We start from the raw sequence: 22,346 nt of genomic DNA, 5'->3' as shown, positions 1-22,346 counted from the left end.
GAATGACGTTCTGTTGTGTCATGTCCGTTGTATTACTGCCCCGCTAGTCCAGGGCCCGGTCGCGGAACAGCACGAAGCCGATGTGGGCAAACACCCCGAACTGGTGGTCAGGGTCATCGTAGTGAATAGCCTGTATCGAAGCCGGTCCGACGGGCGTCTGGTACACCAGGCCGGTCATGGCCGTCAGGTAAGGGCGGCTGATGGTGGGGCCGCGGTCGGGCTGCAGTGGATTGACGCTGGAACGCTCCCAGGGCCGGAACAGGGTGTGCACGTAGGCTTCGGTGCGCCACTCCAGCGAACCCACAATGGCCTTGATGTACTTCAGGCCCACGGCGGCGTAGGCGGTGCCGCGGTAGCGGTCCAGGAACTGGGTGCGGGAGTCGGGCAGCGGCAGGAAGGCCGGTGCCGACGTCAGCGACGAGCGGTAGGTGGCAAAGCTGCCCTGTGTGGTAGCCACGGCATCGAGGGTGTAGCCCCAGGCGTGCACCCGCTGGCCCACCGAATCGACTTTATGTAACGTGAAATACTGCTCGGTGTAGAGGCGGCCCTGCACCCACTGGTGGTCTTTGGTGCGGCCCTGCAGGCCGTTAGCCGTGGAGCCCGGCGTGTATTCTTCTTCAGCCAGCACGCCCCGGAAGGCAAACTCAGCCCGGCGGCCGCTCACAGCGTACTGCCGGCGGTTCAGGGAGTTGCGCTCGAAACGCAGAGCCGTCGTAAAGCCATCCAGACGGTTCTGGTCGAGCTCGGCGCCGGAGCTGATTTCGTTGGTATTGGCAAACCGGTCGCGGCTCGTGAATACGCCGCCGCTCAGGATGTAGCGGCTGCGGTAGTTGGGGCTGTAGCCGATCTGCAGGTAGGTTTTCAGGTCGCGCTGCTGCAGCTGCGTATTTTGGGCCGTGCTGCCCAGCAGGCCACCCGTGTCCTGGTAGTTGAAGTTGTTGAACGTAACGGTAGGCTCGAAGTAGAGCGGTGCCCGGCCGGGCACGCTCACCCGAAACGAGCCCTGCGCCCCGTTGTAGAAGCGCCCGATGGTGGCGTTGGCCTTGATGGTGTAGAGGTAGCGGTTGAGGTAGCGGTAGGCCCCGCCCAAGTAGAAGTTGCTCATGGACCGCGACGAGAGCAGCACCCCCAGGTCGGTGGTGAGGTTGGAGTTCTGGCGGGCGTCCAGGTTCAGCTCGTAGCCCTGTAGCTTGCTGTCGTAGCGCACCCGCGGGTACACGTTGTTGAAGAAGTCGTTGTTGACGAGGCGGTAGTAGCCTTCCTCCACATCACCCGGCGAGTAAGTGGAGCCGGTGCGCTGGAAGAAGCGCCGCACAAACTCCTGCTGCTGCTTCGGCACGCCCTGCACGCTGATCTGCTTGAAATCGGGCTTAGGGGCGCGTTCCTGGAAGTCGCGGCGGCGCTGCTGCAGCGCCAGTGTGTCTTCGCGGCGCGTAATGCGGGTCAGCAGCAGGTCCAGCTTCTTTTCGGTGGCCTGCTGGCCCAGGCTCAGCAGCTGCTTCACTTTGTTGAAGTCGGCGGCCGTGATGCCTTCCAGGTTGGGCTGGATGAAGATGCCGTTTTTGCCAACCGAAGCCGTATCGGCCACGTTGGAGCCCAGGAACAGCAACGTGCTGGTCAGCAGGGCGTCGTCTTTGCTGTGCGGGTATTTGTTGAAGGCCACGTCGCCCACATTCACCCCAATCATCACGTCGGGCTTGAATTCCTCGCGCATCACGCCGGTCGGGAAGTTATCCACCACGGCGCCATCGAAGAGGTAGCGGCCGTCCTGCTGCCGGATGGGGCGGAAGGCCAGCGGGAAGGCCATGGAGTTGCGGACGGCATCGGAGAGGGAGCCGCTGCGCTGCACCACCCGCTCGCGGGTGAATACCTCAGACGCCACGCTGCGGTAGGGCACCATCAGCTTGTTGAAATCGTAGCCGGAAATGGCGCCGGCCGGGGCCAGCATGGTGGCCAGCACGTAGTTGAGCGTCACGTCGTCTACGAGCTTAGGCGTCACGCGGGCCTTTAGCGTCGAGTCGAGCGCCAGACGCAGATGCAGGGCGGCGGGGTCGTAGTCGCCGTCGTAGTAGTTGTAGACCTTGCCGGCCAGCGGCTCGCCCGAAACCCAGTTCTGGAACTCCGGCTTGAGCACGATTTCCTCAATTTCGGCCGGCGAGTAGCCGGCAGCGTACATGGCCCCCACAATGGCGCCCATGCTCGTGCCCACGATGTAGTCGATGGGAATCCGGTTTTTCTCCAGCACTTTCAGCACTCCCACGTGCGCGAGGCCCTTGGCCCCCCCGCCTGAAAGTACAAGGCCCACTTTCTGAGCCTGAGCCGTGGTGCCTGCCAACAGGCAGAGCAGTAAAACATGTAGAAAACGGTAGGTTTTGCGCATAAAAAGAAGACTAAGATCCCCGCCTCGGCGGCGCGTTTCGTACGCAAAGTGAGCAGGCAGGTTGCTGCTTCGGCGGAGTTACGCACAAAGCTGCTGAATAGAAAATTAGTAATGCCTATTATTTGTTGTCGGCGAGTGTGAATTCAGCGCTGAAAACCCCTTCGTGCTCTGTGAGTTGCAGGGCGCTGCCATGCAGCTCCAGAATGCGGCTGCTGAGCCACAAACCCAGCCCGGCGCCCTCGCTCAGCACATCGGCCTGGTAGTACGCGGCCGTCAGCCGCGACAGGTCGCCGAGGCTGCGGGCTACGGGGTTGCGGATGCTGACCTGCCAGCCTGAGCCGGCAGGCGCCGGCCCCAGTGTTACCTGCACGGCGGCGGCCGGCGGAGCGTGGCGCAGGGCGTTTTCGAGCAGGTTGAGCAGCACGCTCAGCAGCTTGCCGGCATCGGCTGGCACGGTGTAGTCGGCCACAGTGTCGTCGAGGTGCAGGTGCAGGGGGCGGCCGGCGGCCTGGTAGCGGGGCAGCACTTGGTCCACGGCCCGCAGCACCAGGTCGTCGAGGGCGACGGGGGCCAGATGCAGCGGCAGAGCGCCGGCCCGCAGGCGGCTCACCAGCAGAAAGTCATCCACCAGCCCGCTCAGCCGCCGGATTTCTTCCTGGTGTCCGGCCAGCTGGGCGCTGGCGGCCGCGGGCATATCGGGGTTGTGGCGCGCTACGCTGAGGCCGGTTTGCAGGGTGGCCAGCGGGGTGCGCAGCTCGTGGGCGGCGGCGGCCAGGAAATTGTCTTGGAGGCGGGCGCTTTCGCGCAAGCGGGCCAGCAGTTGGTTGAGGGTTTCGGCCAGCTCCTGCACCTCGTCGCCGGTGGCGGGCACGGGCAGGTCGGTGAGGTCGGGGGTGTGGTGCATGCGGCGGGCCTGCCGGCTCATGCGGCGCAGCGGCCGCAAGGCCGCCCGGCTCAGCAGCGGCGCCAGCAGCCAGGCCAGCAGCAGGCTGCCCACGGCGGCCACCGCTAGCCCTTGCCGCACCTGCGCCAGGTCGGCAGCCAGAGAAGTGGCCGGGTGGGCGAGCCACAAGGTCAGGCGGTCATCCGGAAACAACCCGGGGCTGCGGCTCACCCGCACCTGCCGCCAGCCGCGCACCGGCCCCCGCGGCCAGCGCGCCGACCGAAACAGCTCCTGCGGCCGCTGCCCCGGCACCCCGTATACTATCCGGATGTAGTCGTGGGCTTGGTCGGGCAGGGCGATGAGCGGAAAGCGGCCGCTGACGTCGGTGCGGGCCAGCAGCAGCTCGGCGCGGGTGGTCAGGCGGGTGTCGTCGGCGGCCGTGAGCAGGGCGCGCAGGCGGCGGTACTGCCAGCCCACGCCCAGCAGGGTAGTGAGCAGCACCACCGCCGTGAAAGCCAGCAGCAGGTGCGTCCGCAGCGACGAAAAGCGGGGCCGCCAGCGCATCAGGCAACAGAATCTGTGAGGCGGTAGCCGTGGCCGACCACGGTTTCAAGCAAAGGCGGGAGCTCCGGAAAGGCCTTATCCAGCTTGCGCCGAAGCTGCGAGATGTGCACCTCAATGACGTTGGACCCCATGTCGAAGTCCACTTCCCATACCTTCTCGGCGATGCGCGTTTTCGTGACCACGCGGCCCGCGTTACGCAACAGCAGCTCCAGCAGGGCAAACTCGCGGTTGGTGAGGCTCAGGGGCTGGCCGGCGCGGCGCACGGCGCGGTGTAGCGGGTCCACTTCCAGGTCGGCGAGGCGGAGCGGGGCGGCGCCGGGCGTGGCCCGCTGCCGGTCTACGGCGCGCAGCCGGGCCAGTAGCTCCTCCAGCTCAAACGGCTTGCGCAGGTAGTCCACGGCCCCGGCATCGAGCCCCCGGATAACGTGCGTGGTATCAGACAACGCGCTGAGGATGATGACCGGCACGGCTTCCAGGCCGAACTCGCGCAGATTGCGCAGCACGTCCAGCCCGTTCTGGCCGGGCAGCATCATGTCCAGCAGAATGACGTCGTAGGCGGTGGTAGCGGCGCGCTCCAGCCCCTCGGGGCCGCTGTGCGCCACGTCGGCGACGTGGCCGGCCTGGCGCAGGCCCTGCTGCACAAAGCTGGCCAGCCGCACCTCATCTTCAATCAACAGAATACGCATACCAGGGAAGCTACGAAAAACAGTGGGGAAAGGGCGGCCGCAAACCAGCACGGTCCGGCTGGGATCAGCCGGACCGTGCCTGTTGTGGTGCCGAAGCGTGTGGCCGCAAAGGGCGGCTAGCGCATCAGAAACTGCACACCGCCCACCGTGAGGGTCTGGGCATGAAAGCGGCGAACATCGGTGGCAGCTACCATGCCGTCGCGCAGGGGCAGCACGGCGCCAGTGGCCTGCACGGTTTCGCCTACTTTCAGCTTGTCGCCGAGCTGCTCGCCTACGTGCGGCGGCACCAGCAGCAGGGTGTTATCGGCCAGCACCAGCCCGCGCAGCTGGCCCCGGTCGTCGGTGCGGCGCTCCAGGATGCGGCCTGATACGCTGGTGGTGGCCGGTGCGGCCTCGGTGGTGGCAGGGCGGGCGGGGGGCTGCACCAGCAGCGTGCTGCCGCCGCTCTGCACGCTCACCAGCTCCAGCGGCGCCGATTTGGCTGCTGCCGTGGTAGCGGCGGTTGCCGTAGTGGCGGTGCCGGCAGTGCCAGCTGGCCGGTCAGGCCGCGGATGCCCGCTCACGGCCCCGAACGTGATGCTCTGGCCGGGCTTGGCGGCGGCCATCAGGGCCTTGGCCATGTGCAGCGGGAAATGCACGGTGGTTTCGGTGCCATTGAGTGGCAGCACGAAGCCATCATAGAACCCTTCGGGGTTGGTGGTGTAGCGCGTGAGCGTGCCGGTCAGCGTCTGCACCTGCCGCAGCGGCCGGGTGGCCTCGGGGCCGCCTTTGCCGTGGGGGCCTTTGCCATGCGGACCTTTGCCGTGGGGGCCACCGGGAGGCGGGGGCGGCGTGCCCTCGGGGCCGGCTACGGGTGGCGCGGGCGTGGCCGCGGCGGTGCGGCTGGCTTTGCCTTTGGTCTTGGTTTTGGTGGTGGTTTGCTGGGCAAAGGCCGGGCTAGCCAGCAGGGCGGCCAGCGCCAGGGTGCTCATTGATTTGGGTGAGAAAAACATGGGAAAGTGGGTAGCGTTGCCGGGCTTGTTCCCAGCCAACGATACAAAGGTGTCCGCCGCACCTGAGGCCGGGCTGAAGGCCACGTTAATTTTTCTTCAGGTGGCTTTCAGGCCCGATTTGGCACCGCTCAGGGCGCCAGCCACGTTCCCAGCGGGCCGGGCAGGTTGCGCAGCACCGTAAACATCACCGTCAGGCCCACGATGCCCCAGGCCAGCCACGGCCGGTAAAGCAGCGTGCGGCGGCGGGGCTGGCCGCTCAGTTGCAGGCGGGCTTCGTGTAGCAGCCCCAGGGCCACCAGTGGCGCCAGCGTGGCCGCCAGCAGGTTGAAGCCGACGGCCTCAGTCAGCCGGCCATGCAGCAGCGCGTGCAGGGCGCGCTGGGTGCCGCAGCCGGGGCAATGCAGGCCCGTGAGCCAGTTTACGGGGCAGCGCGGAAACGGATAGTGCGCCGGGTTCAGGCGAAAGTAGAGGGCCGCCAGCGCCAGCCCTGCCAGCAGGACCACGGCGCCAGCGGCCCTCCGCTTAGCAATAGTAGTGGGCAAAGCGCGACTATTGGTTGTTGAGGGCACCCAGCATGCCGGCGCCTACACCCATCACCACCACAAACACCACATACAGCACGGCAAATACGGCCCAGCCGATCAGCGAGTATTTCACCCATTTGCCGGCTTTCTGCGAGGCCTCCAGCGCGCCGTTGTAGTCGCCGAGGGCCAAGCGCGAATTCACGTTGGCGGCATTAATGATGGCCACGATGCCGAAGGGCAAGCAGCAGAAAATCGTCACCAGAATCGATTCAACAAGCCAGTTTTTCGGGGGTGGGCCGGGAGGCAGCGGCGACATGCCCGAAGGCGAAGTGTAGGATTGTTCCATGTAGGAAAAAGGGAGTAGAGTGATAGATGGCGGAAAGCTAAAGATTCCCGTTCCAATCCCCAACTCCGCGCCGCAACTCACCATTTCTTAAAGATGACGTACACGGCCGCAATCAGCAGCCCAAACCCGACGAAGTGGTTCCAGCCCAGCTTATCGGTCTTGAACACGTACACGGCGCACAGCGTGAACACTGACAGCGAAATGAACTCCTGAATCACTTTCAGCTGAAACAGGTTGAACGGCCCGCCGTTTTCCTCAAACCCGATGCGGTTGGCCGGCACCTGAAACACGTACTCGAAAAAGGCCAGTCCCCAGCTCACCAGAATCACGCCCACCAGCCCCAGGCCCTGCAGCCACGAAATCTTCTTGAACTCCAGATGCCCGTACCAGGCGAAGGTCATAAACAGGTTGGAGATGGTGAGCAGCACAACGGTAGACAGCGCTTTCATGGGACGAGGCTAGAAGGAAAATAGCCTGCATACGACAGAAGTGGCTCTGCTGGCTGTGCTTCAGCCGGCCGTTTAGTCCTCGTGGCCCGGCACGGCGGCCTGGGGCGCCTGCTGCAGGTCTTTGGCCTCGCGGGCCAGGCGCAGCTGCTCTTTCTCGGAGGGCTGTTTGGGCAGGGCGTCGAGGTCGGGCTGGCCGGCATCCACCCAGCAGGTGTACCAGAATGCTCCGATGAGGCGCTGGGCCAGGCGCATCTGGCGCTCCACCTGGCCGGCGAGGCGCTGGTGATACTCGCGGCTGAACTCGCGCGAGTACACGCGCACGGCCCCGGCGTTGCCGCGCTCCTCGAAGCCGTACTTTTTGTCGTCGGGCATTTTGGCCGTCAGGTCGCGCTCAAAGCGGAGCACCGAGTCGACGGCGGCGTTGGAGCGGGCCACGGCCGTCCAGATGGTTTCGGAGGGCCGCTCCAGGTACGGAGCCGGGCCGGTGAAGAAGTCGTAATTGGCGGCCAGGATTTCGGGCAGCCGGGATTCCCACAGCCCGTGAATGCCGCGCTGCCCCGTGAGCTGGCCATTGTAGTTGTGGGTGGTGTGCAGCGGCACGCAGGCATCGGCAATGTAGTGGCCCATGTCGGCCGAAAGGCTCAGAATCCGGTCGGCGTCGCGCTGGCGGAAGGCTTCGGTGAGCTGGCCCTTCATGCGCACCACCTGCCAGGGCACAATGCCGTGGCGCATCAGCGAATCCTCGCCGTACTTGGCCACGGCGTCGGCGTAGGAGCGGGGCAGGCGGGTAAGGGCCGAGTCGCCGTACACGTCCACGTCGAGGAAGTGGCGGGCGGCCTCGCCGGGCACCACCGAGCGCCGCGAGTCGGGCCGGGTGGCATTGGTGGTCAGGTACTCGATGTTGGTTTTGTAGAAGCCCATCATCTCGGGCGGCAGCGTAAACACAGCCAGCCGGTTGAGCAGCCGGTGCCCGAAAAACCCCCACGCCTGCGGCTGTTGCGGCAGCAGCAGCAGAAAACCAAGCAGCAGTAGAAGACGGGGCATAAGCAGCAGAAGTCAGAGGTGGCGAGGAAGATACACGGAGTTCCTGAGCCCGGCAACTGCGGGCCGTAGCGGCCAGCCTCAGTCCCGCTCCCGCACCAGCCGGTACAGACTGTCGCGGTAGGTTTCGCCCACCGGAATGGCCTGCTCGCCGATGTAGACGGTGTTGCCGTCTATCATGCTGATCTTGTCCACGGACACCAGAAACGACTTGTGCACCCGCAGAAATGGGGGCTGCGGCAGCTGCGCGGCCAGCTCTTTCAGCGTCTGGTAGGTGATGAGGCGCTGGCCCGCCACGAAGAGCGTCACGTAGTTGCCCAGCGCCTCGGCGTAGAGAATATCGGCGTGGCTGACGCGCAGGAACTTGTTCTTGCTTTCGCCCTTCACGAACAGGTAGCCATTGGCCATCGGAACCGAAGCCGCTGGTGCCGCAGCCGCGGGCAGCGGCGGGGGCGCAACGGGCGGGGCGGGGGCCAGCAGAGCCTGGGCTTTCTGCACGGCCCGCAGAAACCGGTCGAAGGCAATGGGCTTGAGCAGGTAATCCACCACGTCGTGCTCGTAGCCTTCCAGCGCGTACTCGGGGTAGGCGGTGGTGAGGATGACTTTGCACCGGTTGCCGCAGAGCTTCAGAAACTGCAGGCCCGTCAGCTCGGGCATCTGAATGTCGAGAAACACGAGGTCGGCGCGGCCTTCCTGCACCCACTGCAGCGCCTCAATGGGATTGGTGGTGGTGCCGGCCAGCTCCAACCCCGGAATCTTCTGGATGTAGGCGGCCAGCAGCCGGCTGGCGTAGGCTTCGTCATCAACGGCAATACAGCGGAGCATAGCGGCGGGCAGCAGGAAGTGGACGCCGCAATATAGCCGCCAGAACAACTCTGCGCCCTCTGCACCCTCTGCGGGCACCGTCGTCAGGACTTCACCCCAACTCCAGCTCCAGCAGCGTGCGGTGCACGGTCCCGTCGGAGTGCACCTGCAGCCGGTGGCGGCCGGGGTAGAGCAGCTCCAGCCGCCGCCGGATATTGGCCAGCCCGATGCCCGTCGTGTGGTCTTTCTGGTGCTGATTGATGTGGTTGCAGACCTCAAACTGCAGCTGCCGGGGCGTGGGCAGGCGCAGACTGATGCGCACCGGGCACTCGGGCCGGCTCGTGACGCCGTGCTTGAGGGCGTTTTCCACGAACGGAATCAGCAGCAACGCCGCAATGCGCTGCCCGTCGAGCGGGCCCTGCACGTCCATCTCCACGAAAAACCGGTCCTCGAACCGCAGCCGGTGCAGCGCCAGGTAGTTGTGCAGGTAGGTGACTTCGTGCTGCAGGCTGGCCGTGCCGTCGGGGCTCTCGGTGAGCATGTAGCGCATCAGGTCGGAGAGGCGCAGCACCGCATCGGCCAGCGGCTCCGACACCAGGTAGGCTTCGGCATAGAGGTAGTTGAGCGTGTTGTAGAGGAAGTGCGGGTTGATCTGGGTTTTGAGGAAGGCCAGCTCGGCCCGGGTTTTCTCCTGCTGCAGCTGCTGGTGCTCCCGCTCCCGCCGAAACGCGTTTTCCAGCCCCCACACGGCCGCGCTCAGCACCATGTAGGAGGTGCCCCAGTACAGATTATCGAGGGCGTAGCTGCTAAAAGGCGTATCGGGCGAGTAGTTGCTGATGCCCACGGTGGCGGGCAGCAATATTTCTTCCAGCAGGTAGCGCAGCACAATGAAGGCGCCCATCATACCGGCCACACCCAGCAGCAGCTGCGGCAGCCGGCCGCGCCGCAGGTAGCGCGGAAACACCCACAGGTAGCCCAGGTAGAACTGCACGCACTTCACCAGCAGCAGAGTGTAGGTCAGGATGGCAAACGAGCGTTTCGCGTGGTCGAGGTAGAGGCCCAGGCCGATGTAGCCGGCCCACAGCCCCCAGCCCAGCACATGCAGCCCGATGAGTTGGCGTTTCGTCATGCCCTAAAAGTAGCAGGAGCCGCCCGGCGGGCGCAGTTTATTATGTGAACCCGCCGGTTTGGCTTGTGAACCGGGCGGCCGGGTCCCGGGCGGGCAAATGGGAAGTTGACAGCTGGTTTTGGGTGGTTGAGATAATAAAGTTTCGCCCGGCGGGCGGGACCTGCACCTTTGACTCAGTTCTGCCACCTCACCTACTTTCCTCTTTCGTTATGCTGCTTTCCACGCTCCGCCACCTGCTGTTCTGCCTGCTGCTGGTACTTCCCCTGGCCGCCCGTTCCCAATCTGCCGCGCCGCTCGAAGTGGTGATGGTGGCTTCTTCGCACGTCAACACCGGCCCCGCGGCCAGCTACCGGCCCGTCATCGAGAAGCTGAAAGCCTGCAAGCCCGACATGATTTTCGGCGAGTATATCTCGGCCACGGAGCTGCAGCAGCTGCCCGCCGACAACTACGCCTCCCGTATGTTCCGGCCCCGTCAGCAGTTTGTGCAGCAGCGCAGCCCCAAAGCCCGGCCCCTCACGGCGCGCCAGATGGAAAAAGCCCGGCAGGCGCTGGCCGGCTTCCCCTACTACCACAAAACCCGCATGGAGCTGGCCCGCAGCTACGTGCTCGGCTCCGACCGCGCCAATGCTGAGTACCAGCTCTACCTGCTCAACCAGGAAATGAAGCCCCGCTTCGGCGCGCAGGAGTTGGCCTACTTCAACACCGTATTCGGCGGCTCCGACTCCCTGAAACAGCGCCGCCTGGTGCGCTCTACCAGCGAGTACCACAAGATCTTTTTCCCGCTGGCTTACGAGCTGCAGCACCCCCAGATATACCCCATGGACTGCCAGCTCTACGATGCAGCCTGGAGCGCTGCCTGGGAGCAGGCCGACAAACAGGTAAACGCCCTGGGAGCCCGCTTCAAGCTCGATTCTACCTCGGCCGAAGCCACCACTTGGCGCCGCATGAACGCCGCCGGCACCGCCTACGCCAACTACGGCCCCACCACCAACGAGCCGTTGGCCGTCTACCAGTCCCTCAACGTCCCCGCCTATGCGCAGGTAGATGAGCCCGCCAACTTCTACGGCGGCGTGGCCCTGTACGGCGCGCCCGGCTTCCCCACCGAAGAAGTGAAAGCCATGAAAGCGCAATGGATGCTGCGCAACCAGGGCATGTGCGCCAATGTGGTGCGCCTGGCCCGCCAGCAGGGCGCCCGCCGGGTGGTAGTAGCCGTCGGGGCCTCCCACGGCCAGCTGATGACCGAGCTGCTCCGCGCCATGCCCGGCGTGAAGGTGGTCAGCTTCAACGAGCTGCCGTAGCGCCAGCGCCAGGCCGTTGCCCGGAACACACGCGCCATCAGCACACGCAAAAGGCCCACGGCGCAATGCCGTGGGCCTTTTCTGCAGGTAAACGCCTACTGCCTACCGCCGGCCCTGGCCCGCGAAACGCATGCGGTAGTCGGCATTCACGTCGCCTTTGCTGATGCGCGCCAGCTTGCCCTTGATGAGCTGCTTCTTGAAGCCCGAAATCTTGTCGGTGAACAGCACGCCTTCCAGGTGGTCGTACTCGTGCTGAATCACGCGGGCCGTCATGCCCGAGAAGGTTTCCTCGTGCGTCTGGCGCTGCTCGTCTTCGTAGCGAATCACGATGGTTTCATGGCGGTACACCATTTCGCGCACGCCCGGAATGCTCAGGCAGCCTTCCTCGAAGCCCCATTCCTCGCCGGTTTCGCTCACCATCTGCGGGTTGATGAAGGCGCGCTTCACCGGCCCGGCCGTGGGCTCCTCGATGATGGGGTTGCCGTCCTCATCCTCGTCCATCATCGGCTCCGAGTCGATAACGAACAGCCGGATGCCTTTGCCCACCTGCGGGGCGGCCAGTCCCACGCCGTGGGCGTGGTACATGGTGTCGTACATGTCCTGCACGATCTGCTGGAGGTCAGCGGCCGGAAAATCGGCCGGAATGTCTTTGGCGCGGGCTTTCAGCACCGGGTCGCCGAACGCAACTATGGGGTAAATCATCTTGATTCGAGGAAAGATTGCAGAATGAGGGTGGCCGCCACCTTGTCTACGGTGGCTTTGTCGCGGCGGTCCTTCTTGCCCAGCCCGCCGGCCAGCATGGCGGCCTGGGCCATGCGCGAGGTGTAGCGCTCGTCGATTTCGTGCACCGGCACTTCGGGCAACTCGCGGCGCAGCGTGCGCAGCAGCCCCACCACGGCGCTGGTGCTGTCGGTGGCCTCGTTGAGCAGTGTGCGCGGCATGCCCACCACCAGCGCCGCCAGCGGCTCGCGCAGGTGGTAGGCCTTCACGTAGGCCAGCAGGTCTTTGCTGTGGATGGTGTCGAGGGGGGTGGCAATCAGCTGGAGCGGGTCCGTGACGGCCAGCCCCACGCGCTTGTGGCCATAATCGATGGCAAGAATACGGCCCATCACGGAAGCAAAGGAGAAAGTACGCGGCCTGGCAGCACCCGCCGCCGGCTGCTGCAAAGATACGACAGGGGGCTGGAACCGTGTGCCGGTGCCGCGCACAATCCAACGGCCCAACAATCCGGTCGGTCCGGGAATTCGTAAGGTTCAGCGAAAGATTTAATCCCCATATAATCATAAACATACCTTTGATTGCCTGTCGCCGCAAGGCAAAAGGATTTGCACTGACTTCGGCCTGAAATGGCAATATTTTGAGCTATACAAAGATGAAATTGCATTGTTATCGGATAATTCATATCACTGTATGTACACTGTAATTTTCTTGGAAAAGTTTCAATAGATTTGAAATCCTGTCCATTATCAGAAGCGTTTTCTATAGCCCCAACCTCTACTCCCTCAGTGTCTTATGGCAGCCGAGCCTTTGCTTCAGCCAGTGCTTTCTCCCGGGCCTGAGCCGCGTCTTGCGCGGCGGCGGGCGCGGCAGCCGTGGCTGTTGGCGCTGGCGCTGGTGTGCGGCGTGCTGATCGGGGCCAATCCGTTCCGGCCTTCCGACCAGAACCCCGACGGCACGGCGCGTGGCTACCTGAAATTCAAGGAAATCCTGAGCTACGTGGACCGCGACTACGTGGACTCCGTGGACGCCGAAGCCCTGTCCGACTACGCCATTGCGCGCATGCTGGAGCGGCTCGACCCGCACTCGGTATTCATTCCGGCCAAGCAGCAGCAGGCCGCCTCGGCGTTTCTGCAGAGTGATTTCGACGGCGTCGGGGTGGAGTTCAATATTTTCCACGACACCGTAACGGTGGTGGCCCCGCTCAGCGGCGGCCCGGCCGAGCAGTCGGGCCTGCAGGCCGGCGACCGTATTCTGGCCGTGAACGGCGAGCGGGTGTCGGGCATGCACATCAGCACCGAGCAGATGTTTCAGAAGCTGCGCGGTCCGCGCGGCTCCAAGGTGGTGCTGCAGCTGCGCCGCCACACAGTGGTCAAGCCCATCAACGTGGCGCTGGTGCGTAACCGCATCCCCAACAACTCGGTGGACGTGGCCTACCTGCTCGACGCCACCACCGGCTACATCAAAATCAGCCGCTTCGCCAGCGGCACCTACGACGAGTTCAAGCAGGCCCTCGGCGACCTGCGCCGCCAGGGCATGACCGGCCTCGTGCTGGACTTGCGTGGCAACCCCGGCGGCTACCTCGACCGCGCCACCAAGCTGGCCGACGAGTTCATCGGGGGAACCCGCAAAATCGTGTACACCGACGGCAAAGGCGACCAGTACGACACCCAGACCTATTCGCGGGTGCTGGGCGAGTTCGAGGAAGGCCCGCTGGTGGTGCTCGTGGACGAAGGCTCGGCCTCGGCCGCCGAGGTGGTGGCCGGCGCTCTGCAGGACCACGACCGGGCGCTGGTGGTAGGCCGCCGCACCTTCGGTAAGGGTCTGGTGCAGCAGCCCATTGCCCTCAACGACGGCTCGGAGCTGCGCCTGACCATTGCACGCTACTACACGCCCTCGGGCCGCAGCATTCAGAAATCATACAGCCACGGGCTGGCCGCCTACGAGCAGGACCTGCAGAACCGCCTGCGCCACGGCGAGCTGTTCCACGCCGACAGCATCCATTTCGCCGACTCGCTGCGCTACAAAACGGTGCACGGCCGCACCGTGTACGGCGGCGGCGGCATCATGCCCGACCTGTTTGTGCCGCGCGACACCACGGCGTTTTCGGCCTACTACACCCGCCTGCAGAGCCACAATTTGGTGCGCGAGTTTGCGCTCAACTACTTCCAGGGCCACAAAGCAGAGCTGGAGGCTTTGCGCCCCGAGCAGTACCTGGCCACCTTCCGCATCAGCGATGCGCAGCTGCAGGAGCTGGCCGAAGTGGCCGCCAAAGACGGCATGCCGGCCAACCCCATTCACCTGAAGCGCTGTGCCGAACTACTTCGTAATCAACTAAAAGCGTATATTGCTCGTAGTGCCTATGGTAAGCCCGCTTACTACGCCACCCTGCGGGAGCAGGACGCCGAGCTGAAACAGGCGGTGCAGGCCATGGCCGACGGTTCCGCCAATCCCATGCAAAAGCTGTCCATGAAATAAGTGCATTACAATTAGGGGAAATCTATACTGCGAAGCGGCCGGGGTGGGGACTCCGGCCGTTTTGATTTTGGGGGTGGGTAAGAACTGTCATTCCGACGAAGGAGGAATCTGAGTAAAACCGAAACGTCATGCAGAGGCGCAGCCGAAGCATCTTGCTAGTGTGGTAACCTCATTGATTACTACACTAGCGAGATGCTTCGGCTGCGCCTCTGCATGACATTCTTACGGGACTCCCCCCGTTACTTCCCTACATCCTGATACCGGAACTCGCGCTTCACGCCCTCGAAGGGCTTGCCGCCCAGCTCGGCGTAGGGGTAGATGAAGTAGTTGAGCGGCTGACCCTGCTGACGGGGCGTGAGGGCTAGGTCGCGGCCGCGGCTGAACTCCACGCGGTTTTCGTCGTGGGCGCCGAAGAAGTAGGCGCGGCGGCTGGGGTCTTTGGCGGCTTCGGAAGCATCGACGGGCACCCAGCCGGTCTGGGCGGTGTAGAACTCAGCCCAGCAGTGGTAGCCCTTGATTTCGCCGGTGCCGCGCTCGGCGGGCACCGGAAACCCGATGCTGAAGCGCGCCGGAATGCCCACGGCCCGGCAGTAGCCGATGAACACGGCGTGGAAGTCGGTGCAGTTGCCGCGACGGGCGTCGCAGGCGTAGTAGATGTCGCCGCGGCCCCAGCCCTGCCCCGATTTGTCGTAGGTGACGGTGCTCACCACGTGCTCGTAGATGGCGCGGGCTTTTTCGAGGTCGGTTTTGGCGCCGGCTTTGGCCACCACTTCCAGGGCCCAAAACTTGATTTTATCGTCGAGCGGTACGAGGCGGTCGGGCTGGAGCCAGCGGGCCATGTTGGGGTCGGCGGCATCGGCGGCGCGTAGTTTCTTGGGCGCGGCGCCGGCCAGGTAGGGGTTCTGGTGCTCGCGCCGGGTGGCTTCGAAGCGCATGGCCACCGTGAGGCCGGCAGCCTGGGCGGCGGGCACTTTCAGGTGCAGCATGGTATTGCCGAACGGCGCCTTGGTGAGCGTGTAGGGCGCGGTGGTGCTGATTTTCAGGTTGCGCAGCTCCTGCGAGGCGTCGGGGTGGGGCACGGGCAGCCACAGCTCCAGCGAGTCGGTGGTGGCGGGCAGGGCGGGTACGGTGGCCGTGTACTCAAAGGTGAAGGTGCGGGTGCGGGGCGCCGACGTGGGGCCGGCCGCCAGCAAAGCGACGCCAGCGGGCAGCAGGCAGCGGAGCAAGGTAAAGCGCATAACGAACAGAAAAACAGCGGCAACGGCCGCCTGGATAGTGCTAACACAAAGGTAGGCCATTCCGTTTCGGCAGCCGGCGCCCCGGACCGGTATTGGAGCCTAACGGTTGAAGTTGGTGCAATTAGAGCTGGCCGTTTTCCAGTGGGGCCGCGGGCTGCGTGGGTGCCGCCAAACCTTCTTACCTTCACCTCCCCATACTTCCCACCCACCCAACGTCCGTTTCGCAATGGCTTACTACCACCGCCTCGGCCAGATTCCGCGCAAGCGCCACACCCAGTTCCGCCAGCCCGACGGCACGCTCTACGCCGAGCAGCTGGTGGGCACGCTGGGCTTCCACGGCGTTTCGTCGCTGCTCTACCACCAGCATCCGCCCACCGAAATCCAGAAGGTAGGCACGCCCGAGCCCTACAGCCCCAAACTGCTGAAAGACCGGCCGCTGGAGCCCAGCCACCTGCGCACCCTCGGCCAGGTGAGCACCGGCGGCGACTATCTGCAGGCCCGCCAGACGCTGCTCGGCAACGCCGACGTGACCATGAGCATCTGCAACCCCACCGAGAAGCGGATGCAGTACTACTACAAAAACGCGCTGGCCGATGAGGTGATTTTCGTGCACGAGGGCCGCGGCGAGCTGTGGAGCCAGATGGGCAAGGTGGCCTTCGAGCCCGGCGACTACATCGTTATTCCGCGCACCATCATCCACCAGCTGCACTTCGAGGACGGGCCGGTGCGCCTGCTCATCATCGAGTCGTTCAGCCCCGTGGAAACGTGCCGCCGCTACCGCAACCACTTCGGGCAGCTGCTGGAACACTCGCCCTACTGCGAGCGGGACATCCGGCCGCCGAGCGAGCTGATTGAGGGCGATGTGCAGGAGTCGGGCGAGTACTTGGTCAAGATCAAGAAGGAAGGCCAACTGCACCACCTCACCTACGGCCACTCGCCGTTCGACGTGGTGGGCTGGGACGGCTACTTCTACCCCTACGCCACCAGCATCCACGATTTCGAGCCGATTACGGGCCGCCTGCACCAGCCGCCGCCGGTACACCAGCACTTCGAGGCCAACAACTTCGTCATCTGCTCCTTCGTGCCGCGCCTCTTCGACTACCACCCGCTGAGCATTCCGGCGCCCTACAACCACTCCAACGTCGATTCCGACGAGGTGCTGTACTACGTGGCCGGCAACTTCATGTCGCGCAAGGGCGTGGATCTGGCCTCGTTTACGTGGCACCCGAGCGGCATTCCGCACGGGCCGCACCCCGGCACCGTGGAAGCCAGCCTCGGCAAAAAGGAAACCCACGAGTTGGCCGTGATGGTAGACACCTTCCGCCCGCTCTACCTCACCGAGGCCGCGCTTCCCTACGTAGACCCGCACTACCCCATGAGCTGGCAGCCTGGCTTCGTGCCCGACCCGCCACGGTCGGCCGATATGATGGACTAATCACGGATTTGGGCAGATTAGCCGGATTTTGTGGACGGGGCTGGCTGGGGAAACCGGTTGGCCCCGTTCGTTTTTTCTTGATCTGCATCAAGCGTCCCGGTTCGTGCGGGGCATAGGTTTGCGGGAATGTTACCTGTTTAGCTACGATATGCGCCTACACAACTTGCTGGGATTTCTGCTGCTGGCCGCTCTGAGCTTCGGCTGCAAAAAAGAGGCGCAGGACACCACCGTGACCTTTGACGTGGTGGATACCTGGGCGGCGGTCCTGGATGTAACGGCGCCGGCTGGGGGCCCGCTCACGCTGTTTCTGCCCACCACCCGCATCTACTCTGCCACTGCGGATTCCTGCCGCCGCCACAAAACCACCCTGGAGCAGCTGCGGCAGGCCACCCTCAGCCAGGCCACGCTTACGGTGCAGGCCCCCGCCGGCCAGAACTTCGATTTTGTGCGCCAGCTGACCTGGTACATCACCTCGGAGCAGGGCAACGACCGGATACTGCTGGCGACGCTGCCGAACGTGCCTCTTGGTGCCACTACCCTGACGCTCACGCCCACCAATGCCGCCCTGCTGAGCTACCTGCACTCCGACCAGTACTTCCTCACGCCGCAACTGGAGCTCCGGCAGCCCGGACAGACGGTGGCCCGAGTGCAGCTGCAGCTGCGCTACCAGATGCAGGCCGACCAACTCTAACGCGGGCCGGTAGTATTGCCCCGGCCGTTACGAAGTCCATCATGCGCCGGACTACGTATCTTCGGGGAAAAATTCAATGACCATGAAAAAAATCCTGCTTTTGCTGCCGTTGGCGGTGCTGCTGCTCACGGTAGGCTGCAAAAAAATCAACGACCTGCTGACGTTCGAAATTTCGGATTCACAGAACATTAAAATCCCGGCCAGCGGTCTGGTTACGCCGCCTATCATCTTGCCTATAGCCGTGCCGGCGCGCTCACAGGAGAATTTCAAAAACAACAACACCAGCGCCGACCTAGTGAAGGACGTCAGCCTCACCAAGCTCACGCTCACCATCACCGATCCGGCTGCCGAGAACTTCAACTTCCTGCGCAGCATTAAAATCTCCATCGGCACCGACCAGAACGACAAAGTGCCGTTGGCTTCGCTGGATAACGTTCCGACGGGCGTATCCAGCATCGAACTGCAGTCGAGCAACGCCAAGCTCGACAAGTACCTGAAGGCCCCCAGCTACACGCTCTACACCGAGGTAACGCTGCGCGGCAACGTAGCGCGGGAGCTCACGCTACGTTCCGACTCTAAGTTCAAAGTAACTGCCGACCCGCTGTAGCGCACTGCAGTAGCTGGATGGTTCACAAAAAAGGCCGCCCTTCTCACATGAGAAGGGCGGCCTTTTTTGTGGGTGGATGCTCGTGCCCGGCGTCTACCGGTTGCGACCGTACTGCTCGTGGCTGCTCACCCAGTCGGAGCTACTGATGGCCGAGCCCAGGCTCAGCTCGCCGGCCAGCACCACGCCGGCCACTATTTCAGCGAACTTATTGACCGTGCCGCGGCCCACGCAGCCCAGCATGCGCAGGCACTCGTTCTGGGTGGCCAGGCCGGTGCCGCCGCCGTGCGTAGCCACAATCAGGCTTGGGATGGTGATGCTGATGTACAGGTCGCCCTCGGCCGTGACTTCGGAGTAGAGCACGCCGGCTGAGGATTCCGACACGTTGGCCACGTCCTGGCCGGTGGCGATGAACAGGGCTGTGATGCCGTTGGCCGAGTGCGCGCCGTTGTTGTTGGCCCCGGAGATGAACGCGCCCACGTTGCTGACCTGCCCGTGGTAGGCCAGTTGCTCGGGCGTCACGCGCATGCGCTGCTGCAGAATGTCTCGCTTGATGACGGCCTCCGCCACCACGCGCTTGCCGCGGGTGCGCATCACGTTGATCTGGGAGGCTTTTTTGTCGGTGGCGAAGTTGGATTCGAGGTAGAAGTGGCGGATGGGCGCGCCTTTGTAGTGCTCTAGAATCCAGGAGCAGGCCGCGAAGGTGGCGCGGCCCACCATGTTCTGGCCGGCCGCGTCGCCGGTGCTGTAGTTGAAGCGCAGGAAGGCGAACTTGTTGCTCAGGTAAGTGTCGATGTACTGCAGCTTGGCAATGCGGGAGGTGCTTTCGGCCTCAGGCCGGATCTGGTCGATGTTGTCTTCCACCCACTTGCCAAAGTCGCGGGCGCCGCGGGCATCGTCGAACACGAACACCGGGGCCCGCTGCATGGCGTCGCCGATGACGGTGCACTTCACGCCGCCGCACAGGTTCAGGAGCTGAATACCGCGGTTGTAGCTGGCTACCAGGGTGCCTTCGGTGGTGGCCATCGGAATCAGGAACTCGCCGTCGGCGTGCTCGCCATTCACGCGCAGCGGGCCGGCCAGCCCCACCGGAATCTGGGTCACGCCCGTGAAATGCTCGCAGTTGCCCTGCAGGTCGTGGGCATCGAAGGAGTAGTGCTTGAGGTGCTTGAATTCCTGCCCCGAAAACTCCTCGGCAAACTGCTGCCGGGCCCGGATGGCGTCGTCGGAGTAGTCGTCCTGGTCGGAGCGCGGAATACGGGTGCGTTTGTCGGGCTGGGCGGCAATGGCGTCTTCCACCTCCACGTTCAGGTCGCCGAAGGGGTCGGCGACAAACTGTACCTGCACCGTGTGCAGGCCTTCTTTCAGGTGCTCGGTGGCCAGGTGAAAAGTAGCAGCCTGGCCAACGGGCAGCGTGTAGCCGGCGCTGTCGGCGTTGAAGATGGTGGCGGGCCGCACGTCGCCCTCGCCCAAATCCAGCGCAATCTGCTCCACGCCAATCTTCACGCCATCCAGCTGCACATGATCGATGCGGGTGATGCGCACCGTATCTAGGCGGTTTTTGATGCTGAAGGCCACACCTTCGGGCGTATTGTGCAGGCTGCCGCGGGTGTAGAGCAGCTTGAGAAGCATGGGGCTGGGCGTGAAGACCATAGGGCGGGCGCGGTTGGAGTGAGGAATCGGGTCGGGGAAAATAGGAAGGTTTTCGCTACCTCAACGGGTACTGGTAGTAAAAGATGAAGCGCAGCGCTTCTGCTGCTTTCTGCCAACGGGGGCTATTGCCGGAAATCGAACTGGGAGAGTAAGAGGGACGGCAACCAGCCGCTTGTTGTTCTGCCCCGGTGTGAAACGCCCGCTCAGCAGGTTCGTCAGTCGCAATGCTTCAGCATCCAGGGCCGGGTGCAGGCCGCGCAGAATCCGCACATCTCGTACTCGCCCCGCAGTATCTACGACGAGCCCGACGAATACTATTCCGGTCGGGTATCCACTTTTTGGTTGGCTCAATCGGTTATTCTGGTAAAGGAAGCAGTGCAAGGCTTCAGTGCCGCCTTGAAATACGGGCATTTGGTCGATGTGCACGCTTCGGCCCGGCAATGATTGGGTGGGCTGATAAGTGGGGGCAACCATGACTTCTGGTATGTAAGTTCTAGTTGTATTGACTGTCGCCGGGACGGTTTGGGCAGTACCGACGTGGTGCAGAAGCAGGGCCATTAGCAGAAGTAATAATTCTCGCATGGCTGACTATCTGATACGGAAGGTGACTGCAACAGTATAATATACGTCCACTGGGCGGCCATCTTGGGCGCCGGGCGTAAACCGGCCATCCAGCAGCTGGGCTACGCGCAGCGCCTCGGCATCCAGCAACGGATCAAGTTCTTTCAGCACCTTAAACTCCCGCAAGCGGCCTTCTTTACCGACGATGAAATTGACAAACACACGTCCTTCGGCACAGATCATTCCGCCGTTTTCGGGCCAGCGTAGATTCTTTTGCAAAAACGCCTGCATGGCCTCATGTCCACCCGGAAATGCCGGCATCTGCCTGACGTAGTTGTAGATGATGGGCGTGGTTGAGCTTGTGGTATCTTTCAAACAATACACCTGCTGCTCATTGTCACTTACCACGGTAACCGTTGACAAAGTAGGCGCTTCGATATGCGGCTTGCCAGGTAACGGTTTTTTTCGGGCCTGCTTCTGTCGGGGCTGAGCAGCGACCGGCGTACTTGTCTTCCTCGCCTGGGCCCATGCCTCGCCACTCAGCAGGCACAGCAGCGCCAAGAGCATCATCGTTTTCATGGCTATTTCCGGCTGAAATGGATGGGCGCCGTCAGCTTCACGGCAATGGGCCGGCCCTGCGCATCCAGGGCCGGCCTGAACGCTCCCAGCCGCCGCACGGCCTGTACGGCGGCCGAATCGGCATCGGGCCGGAAGGACTGCGCCACCACGGCGTTGCGCACCTGCCCTTGCTCGCTGACGGTGAATTGCACGAATACCCGGCCATCCTGCTGCAACTGCTGCAACTGCTGCGGGAAGCGCACGTTCTGGCCAATTGCCCGCAGCATCCCCTCAAATCCCCCGTCGAGATACTCCGGATACTTGCACGCAAAGCAGTGCCACAGCGGGTCGTCCGGCGGGCCGAACGGGCGGGGGCTTTGCGCCTGCGTGCGCGAAGCCAGTAGCGCCGACAGTGTCAGAAACAGCAGCAGTTTCATGGCTACTTCTGGCTGAAGGTGATGGGCAGCGTGTAGCTCACTTCTATCGGATGCTGCCGGGACAGCTGTATCCAGCGGGGCATTTGACGCACCACCCGCAACGCTTCAGCATTCAGAGTTGGAGTGACACCTTTCAACACTTTTGCTTGCGCGATGTGCCCGGTTTTCGTGATGACGAAGCTAATAAACACCTTGCCTTCGTCAGAGGTGGAATCAGGGTAGCGCAGGTTTCTTTTCATGTAAGCCACCAGAGAATCCTGTCCGCCTGGGAAAACCGGCATGGGTTCGGTTGTTATGAATCCAGTCATAGGATACTCACGCGTCCGAGAGATTGATACAGGCTCCAATCCTAATGCTTCTGCTGTAGCATCAGCAATGGACTGAAAATCTATTGTAGGAGGTTTTGCGCAGGCAAGAAATTGGCCTATAGCCTGCTGGCTCGTTAAGCCCAGGCCACATACCAGCACCAGCGCCACCAGAAACCGCCGCAGCCTGGGGCGCAGGCGGGGCGGGTGGGCCAGCTGCGTCGGCCGGAACCGGCCGCACAGGCGGCCATCGGGGGAGGCGGCGCGGGCGGCTTCGAGGTCGGCTGAGGTCTTGTCGGTGAAGTCGAACACCGTGCGCTGGCAGCTGGCGCAGTGGCGACCCTGGGCGGTGGGCGTCATTTGCTGCCAGTTTTCGGAGCAGGGCTGCAGGCGCACGTCGAGGATAGGCAGCGGTAGCATAGGCAGGAGGGAATAGATAGCTCCTGAAAAATACGCTTTCCGCGCCGCATTATTGCGGGCGGCGCCTGCCTGTGGCACGGACTTCAGTCCGTAGCCCGCTGAAGCCCGATAGATTGCGCGGTACCAACGGGCTACGGACTGAAGTCCGGGCCA

Annotated in this window: 23 protein-coding genes; 5 read left to right on the top strand and 18 right to left on the bottom strand. The window is 63.6% G+C overall.

What is annotated here, in order from left to right; genetic code table 11:
* Positions 1-43 precede the first annotated feature (43 nt).
* The 10 genes from O9Z63_RS16140 to O9Z63_RS16095 form a co-directional block, all read right to left on the bottom strand.
* A complete protein-coding gene (locus O9Z63_RS16140) occupies positions 44-2,380 on the bottom strand; it encodes a patatin-like phospholipase family protein (RefSeq protein WP_270126372.1) in 2,337 nt (778 codons plus the stop codon).
* A gap of 118 nt (positions 2,381-2,498) precedes the next feature.
* Positions 2,499-3,827, bottom strand: coding sequence for a HAMP domain-containing sensor histidine kinase (locus tag O9Z63_RS16135; RefSeq protein ID WP_270126371.1), 1,329 nt, complete (start codon positions 3,825-3,827; stop codon positions 2,499-2,501).
* A complete protein-coding gene (locus O9Z63_RS16130; protein ID WP_270126370.1) occupies positions 3,827-4,513 on the bottom strand; it encodes a response regulator transcription factor in 687 nt (228 codons plus the stop codon). Before O9Z63_RS16130 ends, O9Z63_RS16135 begins: the two co-directional genes overlap by 1 nt.
* Positions 4,514-4,629: 116 nt before the next feature.
* Positions 4,630-5,505, bottom strand: a complete 876-nt coding sequence (locus O9Z63_RS16125; RefSeq protein WP_270126369.1) for a hypothetical protein — start codon at positions 5,503-5,505, stop codon at positions 4,630-4,632.
* A 128-nt stretch (positions 5,506-5,633) separates the two neighbouring features.
* Positions 5,634-6,047, bottom strand: a complete 414-nt coding sequence (locus O9Z63_RS16120) for a DUF2752 domain-containing protein (RefSeq protein WP_270126368.1) — start codon at positions 6,045-6,047, stop codon at positions 5,634-5,636.
* A gap of 7 nt (positions 6,048-6,054) precedes the next feature.
* Entirely contained in the window at positions 6,055-6,375 is a 321-nt protein-coding gene (locus O9Z63_RS16115) for a CD225/dispanin family protein (protein WP_270126367.1), read from the bottom strand.
* A gap of 77 nt (positions 6,376-6,452) precedes the next feature.
* Positions 6,453-6,824, bottom strand: coding sequence for a DMT family protein (locus tag O9Z63_RS16110; RefSeq protein WP_270126366.1), 372 nt, complete (start codon positions 6,822-6,824; stop codon positions 6,453-6,455).
* A gap of 72 nt (positions 6,825-6,896) precedes the next feature.
* Complete coding sequence (locus tag O9Z63_RS16105; protein ID WP_270126365.1) at positions 6,897-7,868, bottom strand: zinc dependent phospholipase C family protein; 972 nt, start codon at positions 7,866-7,868, stop codon at positions 6,897-6,899.
* A gap of 78 nt (positions 7,869-7,946) precedes the next feature.
* Positions 7,947-8,690: a LytR/AlgR family response regulator transcription factor gene (locus O9Z63_RS16100; RefSeq protein ID WP_270126364.1), complete on the bottom strand. Its 744-nt coding sequence runs from the start codon at positions 8,688-8,690 to the stop codon at positions 7,947-7,949.
* Between the two features lie 91 nt (positions 8,691-8,781).
* Entirely contained in the window at positions 8,782-9,798 is a 1,017-nt protein-coding gene (locus O9Z63_RS16095; protein ID WP_270126363.1) for a sensor histidine kinase, read from the bottom strand.
* Between the two features lie 209 nt (positions 9,799-10,007).
* Between O9Z63_RS16095 and O9Z63_RS16090 the strand changes: the two genes are divergently transcribed.
* On the top strand, positions 10,008-11,096 hold the full coding sequence (locus O9Z63_RS16090; protein WP_270126362.1) for a DUF5694 domain-containing protein: 1,089 nt from the start codon (positions 10,008-10,010) through the stop codon (positions 11,094-11,096).
* Positions 11,097-11,198: 102 nt separating this feature from the next.
* On the opposite strand, the gene def is transcribed toward O9Z63_RS16090, so the two are convergent.
* Together def and ruvX are read right to left on the bottom strand one after the other, a co-directional pair.
* Positions 11,199-11,798: a peptide deformylase gene (def, locus tag O9Z63_RS16085; protein WP_270126361.1), complete on the bottom strand. Its 600-nt coding sequence runs from the start codon at positions 11,796-11,798 to the stop codon at positions 11,199-11,201.
* Positions 11,795-12,205, bottom strand: coding sequence for a Holliday junction resolvase RuvX (ruvX, locus tag O9Z63_RS16080; RefSeq protein ID WP_044015484.1), 411 nt, complete (start codon positions 12,203-12,205; stop codon positions 11,795-11,797). Before ruvX ends, def begins: the two co-directional genes overlap by 4 nt.
* A 430-nt stretch (positions 12,206-12,635) precedes the next feature.
* On the opposite strand from ruvX, the gene O9Z63_RS16075 reads away from it, so the two are divergent.
* A complete protein-coding gene (locus O9Z63_RS16075; RefSeq protein WP_270126360.1) occupies positions 12,636-14,291 on the top strand; it encodes a S41 family peptidase in 1,656 nt (551 codons plus the stop codon).
* Between the two features lie 239 nt (positions 14,292-14,530).
* Here O9Z63_RS16075 and O9Z63_RS16070 read toward each other — a convergent pair whose 3' ends face one another.
* Positions 14,531-15,529, bottom strand: a complete 999-nt coding sequence (locus O9Z63_RS16070; protein ID WP_270126359.1) for a transglutaminase-like domain-containing protein — start codon at positions 15,527-15,529, stop codon at positions 14,531-14,533.
* Between the two features lie 226 nt (positions 15,530-15,755).
* Here O9Z63_RS16070 and O9Z63_RS16065 point away from each other — a divergent pair, with 226 nt between their 5' ends.
* The 3 genes from O9Z63_RS16065 (at position 15,756) to O9Z63_RS16055 (ending at position 18,262) form a co-directional block, all read left to right on the top strand.
* A complete protein-coding gene (locus O9Z63_RS16065) occupies positions 15,756-16,964 on the top strand; it encodes a homogentisate 1,2-dioxygenase (protein ID WP_270126358.1) in 1,209 nt (402 codons plus the stop codon).
* Between the two features lie 148 nt (positions 16,965-17,112).
* Positions 17,113-17,655 (top strand): hypothetical protein, encoded by a 543-nt coding sequence (locus O9Z63_RS16060; RefSeq protein ID WP_270126357.1) that lies wholly within the window; start codon positions 17,113-17,115, stop codon positions 17,653-17,655.
* Positions 17,656-17,737: 82 nt separating this feature from the next.
* Positions 17,738-18,262 (top strand): hypothetical protein, encoded by a 525-nt coding sequence (locus O9Z63_RS16055; protein WP_270126356.1) that lies wholly within the window; start codon positions 17,738-17,740, stop codon positions 18,260-18,262.
* A gap of 93 nt (positions 18,263-18,355) precedes the next feature.
* Here O9Z63_RS16055 and O9Z63_RS16050 read toward each other — a convergent pair whose 3' ends face one another.
* The 5 genes from O9Z63_RS16050 to O9Z63_RS16030 all read right to left on the bottom strand — a co-directional run bounded on the left by O9Z63_RS16050 (position 18,356) and on the right by O9Z63_RS16030 (position 22,193).
* Entirely contained in the window at positions 18,356-19,891 is a 1,536-nt protein-coding gene (locus O9Z63_RS16050; RefSeq protein ID WP_333490317.1) for a hydroxymethylglutaryl-CoA reductase, read from the bottom strand.
* 81 nt (positions 19,892-19,972) lie between these two features.
* A complete protein-coding gene (locus O9Z63_RS16045; protein WP_270126354.1) occupies positions 19,973-20,470 on the bottom strand; it encodes an energy transducer TonB in 498 nt (165 codons plus the stop codon).
* Between the two features lie 30 nt (positions 20,471-20,500).
* Entirely contained in the window at positions 20,501-21,052 is a 552-nt protein-coding gene (locus O9Z63_RS16040) for an energy transducer TonB (protein WP_270126353.1), read from the bottom strand.
* A gap of 2 nt (positions 21,053-21,054) precedes the next feature.
* The gene (locus O9Z63_RS16035; protein WP_270126352.1) at positions 21,055-21,468 is read right to left on the bottom strand and encodes an energy transducer TonB family protein; all 414 of its coding nucleotides are present in this window, start codon (positions 21,466-21,468) and stop codon (positions 21,055-21,057) included.
* Positions 21,469-21,470: 2 nt separating this feature from the next.
* The gene (locus O9Z63_RS16030; RefSeq protein WP_270126351.1) at positions 21,471-22,193 is read right to left on the bottom strand and encodes an energy transducer TonB; all 723 of its coding nucleotides are present in this window, start codon (positions 22,191-22,193) and stop codon (positions 21,471-21,473) included.
* Positions 22,194-22,346: the final 153 nt, after the last annotated feature.

Source organism: Hymenobacter yonginensis (assembly GCF_027625995.1).
Lineage (GTDB): Bacteria > Bacteroidota > Bacteroidia > Cytophagales > Hymenobacteraceae > Hymenobacter > Hymenobacter yonginensis.
The sequence above is the reverse complement of the archived record's forward strand: the minus strand, read 5'-3'. Positions and strand labels throughout refer to the sequence as shown.